General features: G+C 41.1%; 9 protein-coding genes. All 9 read right to left on the bottom strand.

The window, feature by feature from the left end; genetic code table 11:
* Positions 1 to 85: 85 nt before the first annotated feature.
* A complete protein-coding gene (locus tag Q7J67_08730; protein MDO9465366.1) occupies positions 86 to 292 on the bottom strand; it encodes a hypothetical protein in 207 nt (68 codons plus the stop codon).
* A 12-nt stretch (positions 293 to 304) separates the two neighbouring features.
* Positions 305 to 472 (bottom strand): 4Fe-4S binding protein, encoded by a 168-nt coding sequence (locus Q7J67_08735; GenBank protein MDO9465367.1) that lies wholly within the window; start codon positions 470 to 472, stop codon positions 305 to 307.
* Between the two features lie 63 nt (positions 473 to 535).
* Positions 536 to 913: a NifB/NifX family molybdenum-iron cluster-binding protein gene (locus Q7J67_08740; protein MDO9465368.1), complete on the bottom strand. Its 378-nt coding sequence runs from the start codon at positions 911 to 913 to the stop codon at positions 536 to 538.
* A 12-nt stretch (positions 914 to 925) separates the two neighbouring features.
* On the bottom strand, positions 926 to 1,324 hold the full coding sequence (locus tag Q7J67_08745) for a NifB/NifX family molybdenum-iron cluster-binding protein (protein MDO9465369.1): 399 nt from the start codon (positions 1,322 to 1,324) through the stop codon (positions 926 to 928).
* A gap of 69 nt (positions 1,325 to 1,393) precedes the next feature.
* Entirely contained in the window at positions 1,394 to 1,756 is a 363-nt protein-coding gene (locus tag Q7J67_08750) for a DUF5320 domain-containing protein (GenBank protein MDO9465370.1), read from the bottom strand.
* A gap of 63 nt (positions 1,757 to 1,819) precedes the next feature.
* Complete coding sequence (locus Q7J67_08755; GenBank protein ID MDO9465371.1) at positions 1,820 to 2,293, bottom strand: Fur family transcriptional regulator; 474 nt, start codon at positions 2,291 to 2,293, stop codon at positions 1,820 to 1,822.
* Between the two features lie 325 nt (positions 2,294 to 2,618).
* Positions 2,619 to 2,975, bottom strand: a complete 357-nt coding sequence (locus Q7J67_08760; GenBank protein ID MDO9465372.1) for a sulfite exporter TauE/SafE family protein — start codon at positions 2,973 to 2,975, stop codon at positions 2,619 to 2,621.
* 1 nt (position 2,976) lies between these two features.
* Positions 2,977 to 3,825, bottom strand: a complete 849-nt coding sequence (lgt, locus tag Q7J67_08765) for a prolipoprotein diacylglyceryl transferase (GenBank protein ID MDO9465373.1) — start codon at positions 3,823 to 3,825, stop codon at positions 2,977 to 2,979.
* Between the two features lie 104 nt (positions 3,826 to 3,929).
* Positions 3,930 to 4,328 carry an IS200/IS605 family transposase gene (gene tnpA, locus Q7J67_08770; protein MDO9465374.1) on the bottom strand — a complete coding sequence of 133 codons (399 nt, stop codon included), beginning with the start codon at positions 4,326 to 4,328 and terminating at the stop codon, positions 3,930 to 3,932.
* Positions 4,329 to 4,526: the final 198 nt, after the last annotated feature.

Consider the following 4,526-nt stretch of genomic DNA (forward strand, 5'->3'; position numbering starts at 1 on the left):
ATCGTAGCCAAAACTTTGATAAAGCTTTTTTCTTTCTAGATATATTTTATGATTCTCAAGAACTTCCTTATCCAAAATTTAATCCTTACTCTCTAACCATCATTATCCCGCACTTGGGACAATTCATTGAAGCACACGGCATACCTGCTTGATGTACAACCTTTGTCCCACAAGCAGGGCAGACACAATTTCCTCCAGGGCCTGCGCCCTGACGATTTCCTCCGCCTTTACCTCTGCCTCTTCCCATTCCTGGACCTTGCCCTAAAGGGCCTGTCCCATCTCCTCTTGGCATACTAATCACCTCCTAAATTGAAATTGCTTCATTTGGGCATTGATTTACGCAAGCGCCGCATTCCACGCAATCATCGCTGATTACAGCCCTTTCATTCTCGATCTTTATCGCATTAACCGGACAAATATCTTTACACGTTCCACAACCATTGCATTTCTTTTTATCAACTTTGACTGCCATCACTGCTCCTTGTCTACCTAGACAACACCCGCGCAATTCCAATTAGCGCGGGGTGTCCCATTATTACTTTTTCTTATTCGGTATTCCAGAGTGCGAACCTACGCTTGGGCTGGAATTCGCCTTAAATTCTCCTCTTTTATATTTCTCAATCGCTTCTTTAACCGTGCCTGATGCGCCGGTAAAAACTTCTACCCCCGCCGCCTGTAGTGTTTGAAAAGCATTCGGCCCGACGTTTCCCGTAACCACAGCCTTAACCTGTTTTGAAGCAACCAGCTGCGCAGACTGAATACCCGCGCCTCCCATGGATTCGATATTCGGATTTCCAATAGCCTCGAATTCTAAAGTATCGGTATCAGCAATAATAAAATTCTGGCACCTGCCAAAACGCGGATCTACCTTAGAATCCAAATTTTTTCCTTCTGCTGTAACACAAATCTTCATATTCGTTCCTCCTTAATGATCACAGCCCTCTTTATGCGGATGATCGCATTCGGTTTTATCTAAGCCATAGCCCTTACCCGCTCCTGGGTTACAAAGGCTCTCTCCACCTTCTAAAGTACCTTTTTTAAGCTGCTCAACTACCTCATCAATTTTTCCGCTTATCCCCACAATCGTCTTGATGCTAAATTCCTCAAAAAATGAGGTTGCCCGCATTCCCATTCCGCCGGCAACAATACAATTAACGCCTTTGTTATGCAAAAATTCGGGAATTGCTCCTGGCTGATGACCGGGATTCGCTACTTCCGCCCTCTTAGTTACCTTACCATTTTCAATATCAACAAGGGTAAAAGTTGGACATCTACCAAAATGAGCAGATACAAACTCTCCATCCGTAGATATAGCTACACGCATAATTCCTCCTCTTTAATAAAACAGAATAAGGAAATAGAAATTAAAATCTATTCCCTCATCCCATACTAGTTATTCACTCTTTTCTACCTGGGCTTTTTCTAATATCTCAATGCGGCTTTGGATACCTTCAAGCTGCTTTCTCAAAATATCAGCTTGGTTTTTCAAAATATCAGTTTCCTGTTTCAGAGTAATCTCAGTCGCATTAGGATACGCTCCGCCAAAAGCAGGCATCCCCATTGAAGCTCTTTGCCATCCAGGAACTCCAGTAACGTAAAACCAATTTCTATACCCGCGGCCACTACCTCTACCGTAAAAACCGCGGCCGATCATCGGCCTTACACCTGTACTATTTAATTCTACCGCGCAATACCCTCTACCACCGCCTGTCATTGCTCCTTGGCCTCTTGGCCCTGTTCCGTCAAAACCTGGCATAATTACCACCTTCCTTTCCGTTACTGAAAATCATTTCCATTAATAGGTAAAAAAATATAGCGATTACTTTTTACCGCTACATTGCTCGCATACACCGTAAAACTGTATAAGGTGATTAGTAATTCTAAACTTATATTTCTGCCCCAATCCCTTCTCTGTCTGATTTAGCAGCTCGACTTCTTCATCAATAAAATCAGTATAATCGATCACCTTGTTGCATTGCGTACAAACCAAATGATGGTGATGATGCGCTCCCTTAGGCCCTTGAGCAAATTCATATCGCGCTCTGCCATCTCCAAAATCAAGTTTATATACCATGCCGAGGTTTGATAATACTTCCAGCGTTCGATAAACAGTAGTCAACCCTACACTAGGATACTTGGGATGAATTTTCACGTATATATCTTCGGCACTTAAGTGTCCTTCGGATTTAGACAAAATATCAAGAATAGCCTCCCTGCCAGCAGTAAGCCTATATCCACAGCCCCTGAATTTCCCATGCCACCACCCTTGTCCTTTACAATTGCCTCTTGGCATTATATCTTTCTGCCTGCCGGTATGCAAGCTTAATGAAAATGATTTCCAGTTTCAAATATACAATATAGAGCTATTCTTGTCAAGCTTTATTAAAGATACTTACATTAAATAAGTTTTCTTTTTTTAGCCAGGTAATAAATATTGCAACAAGGACAAATCTGGCTCCAAACAGAAACTATTTTTGCAAACCTTGACCGCGGGTATTTACGAGAGATTGCGCAAAGAGGGCAGGCTTTATGAATAGAAGAAAAGAATGCTAAACATTTATTAAAAAATCCCTTCATCGTCTTGTTCTCCTCTCTTGCGTTTACCTTAAATGAGAAATCTACTTAATTATCATATAGCCGGCAATCGCCAAAAGGCAAACACCGAAGATTTTGCGCAGAATAACTTCAGGAAAACCAATAGCTAACTTAGCCCCAAAATAGCCTCCTAACACAAAACCCAGGCATATTAATCCTGCTACCGGAATATTGGCGTACCCTTGTTTGTAATAAGCCCAAGCCGCAAGCAATCCTATAGGCGGTATCAACATCGCCAAAGTAGTTCCTTGTGCCGCGTGTTGAGAAAAACCAAAAATATAAATAAGGCATGGCACAACTATAATACCACCACCTATTCCGATTAATCCGCTTGCCATTCCTGCAACTACTCCAAGAATTACATATAGCACTTGTGTCATATTATGGCCTCCTATCTAAATCAAATTTATGTTGTTTGATTAGCAATATTAACCCTCCTATAGCCATAATCAAACATAAAATCTGCCCCATGGTTAAATACCCAACGACAAACCCCAATTGCTGATCGGGTTGGCGAAAAAACTCTAGGAAAAATCTTATTACACCATACCCAATAAGGTATAAAGAAAAAAGGCCGCCCGGAATCCGTATTTTCTTTCGCACGCTCCACAGAATAATAAAAAGTATTACTCCTTCAAACAATGTTTCATAAAGCTGGGATGGGTGCCGTAATTGATGTGTTAAATCTAAAGGGAAAAACATACCCCATGATACTGTGGTAACGCGGCCGTACAGTTCGCCGTTAATAAAATTACCTAATCTGCCAAAAGTATACCCTAGAGGGACAGCGGGAGCTAATAAATCCGCAAGTAACCAGAAATTAAGTTTATATTTACGACAAAAAACAACTGTTGCAATAATTATTGCTATGAGCGCGCCATGATAGCTCATCCCATAAAGGCCAGTATATTGGAAACCGTTATTAATATCAAACGGTAAAAATATCTCTAAAGGATGTTTAAGGTAATAAAATAAATCGTAAAACAAAACATAACCTAATCTACCGCCAATTAAAACCGCCAGGATCAACCATGTAAAATAATTGGATATAGCTTCTTTCTTGAGTCCTATATTTTCTGTTTTGAGCCTATACAGAACTAGCAAATATACGATAAGAAAAGCCAACAGATACATTAACCCGTAGTAATGCACCTGAATAATGCCTATTTTTAGGAAAATAGGATTAATATGCTCAGGAATATGGCTCCACCAACTAATCAATTCTTTCATTATTGGAAAATGGCATTCTAATGGCAATCGTGTTATATATATTTCGATTTAATGAATACTCCCCGGGCTAAAGCCCGGGGTTTCAAACCTTCTGCATAATCTGGTTATTTACTTTGCTCATCGATGTACTTTTTAATGACTTCCTCATCGACATGACCTACTGATTCAGCAAAATAGCCATCCGACCAGAAGCTATCGCCCCATAAGAACTCTTCCAACTCCGGAAACTCCTTGCGGATTACCCTGCTTGTTCCGCCTTTCAATATCTGGACTGCGTCAGCGATACTATCGCTTGCCTGCAACTGTATCAGCAGATGCACATGGTCGTTTTGAATATTTAACTTACCTATCCACCAACGGTTTATCTTACAGGCAGCATAGAGTAACTTTTTCAAACGATAGGCTATTTTGCCCCGTAATACCCTTTTTCGATACTTAGGCACCCATACCAAATGGTATTGCAGTTTGTGCCTTGTATGCGCGCCTCTCCAATATCTGGCCATAACCAGATTATGCCATATTGCCCTTCGCGAAGCCAGAAAATTTCTGGCTTCGCTCGCAGCCCTTTACTGCCCCGGGCTAAAGCCCGGGGATAGTCGGTCTGTTATTATACTACATTTAAGCTATTAACATGGAGAAAGTGTCCAGATTTTTAAGATTCTAATGCCCCATAACAAGGTATCTCCTCCTAGACGGGCAGT

Source organism: bacterium (assembly GCA_030652805.1).
Taxonomy (GTDB): Bacteria; JAHJDO01; JAHJDO01; order JAHJDO01; family JAHJDO01; genus JAHJDO01.

Coding starts and splice junctions, on each gene's coding strand:
- Q7J67_08740 (MDO9465368.1), bottom strand. CDS start 913: ATGAAGATTTGTGTTACAGCAGAAGGAAAAAATTTGGATTCTAAGGTA.
- Q7J67_08750 (MDO9465370.1), bottom strand. CDS start 1,756: ATGCCAGGTTTTGACGGAACAGGGCCAAGAGGCCAAGGAGCAATGACA.
- Q7J67_08760 (MDO9465372.1), bottom strand. CDS start 2,975: ATGACACAAGTGCTATATGTAATTCTTGGAGTAGTTGCAGGAATGGCA.
- Q7J67_08735 (MDO9465367.1), bottom strand. CDS start 472: ATGGCAGTCAAAGTTGATAAAAAGAAATGCAATGGTTGTGGAACGTGT.
- tnpA (MDO9465374.1), bottom strand. CDS start 4,328: ATGGCCAGATATTGGAGAGGCGCGCATACAAGGCACAAACTGCAATAC.
- Q7J67_08745 (MDO9465369.1), bottom strand. CDS start 1,324: ATGCGTGTAGCTATATCTACGGATGGAGAGTTTGTATCTGCTCATTTT.
- Q7J67_08755 (MDO9465371.1), bottom strand. CDS start 2,293: ATGCCAAGAGGCAATTGTAAAGGACAAGGGTGGTGGCATGGGAAATTC.
- Q7J67_08730 (MDO9465366.1), bottom strand. CDS start 292: ATGCCAAGAGGAGATGGGACAGGCCCTTTAGGGCAAGGTCCAGGAATG.
- lgt (MDO9465373.1), bottom strand. CDS start 3,825: ATGAAAGAATTGATTAGTTGGTGGAGCCATATTCCTGAGCATATTAAT.